We start from the raw sequence: 318 nt of genomic DNA, 5'->3' as shown, positions 1-318 counted from the left end.
AAGTAGCGTTGGGGTCCGTCGGGAAACACTGCGGCGATGCGGGTGTCTTGGGGGTAGGTGCGCGCGGCCCAGCCGGCGACCAGCGTGACGGCGCCGACGCTCCAGCCGCCGCTGGCGAACTGGCTGGCCGCCAAAGTGCGTGCCGCCCAGACGGCTTCGTGTGGGGCCACCCAGTGCACCTCGTTGAAGGCGGGGTAGTCGATGTTGGCCGGGTGGATGCTGGAGCCCAGTCCGCGCATGAGCCGGGTGGTGGCCGGTTGGCCGAAAATGGTCGAGCCGATGGTGTCGACCCCGATCAGTTTCATGTCGGGGTTGAAT

Annotated in this window: 1 pseudogene; it reads right to left on the bottom strand. The window is 67.9% G+C overall.

Annotated elements, in window-relative coordinates:
- A pseudogene (locus tag KHA85_RS17605) lies at positions 1 to 318 on the bottom strand (pyridoxal-5'-phosphate-dependent protein subunit beta); the annotation flags it as partial.

It is taken from the genome of Dietzia massiliensis (assembly GCF_018390595.1).
In the GTDB taxonomy this organism is placed as follows: Bacteria; Actinomycetota; Actinomycetes; order Mycobacteriales; family Mycobacteriaceae; genus Dietzia; species Dietzia massiliensis.
This window is presented reverse-complemented; position numbering and strand designations above follow the sequence as displayed.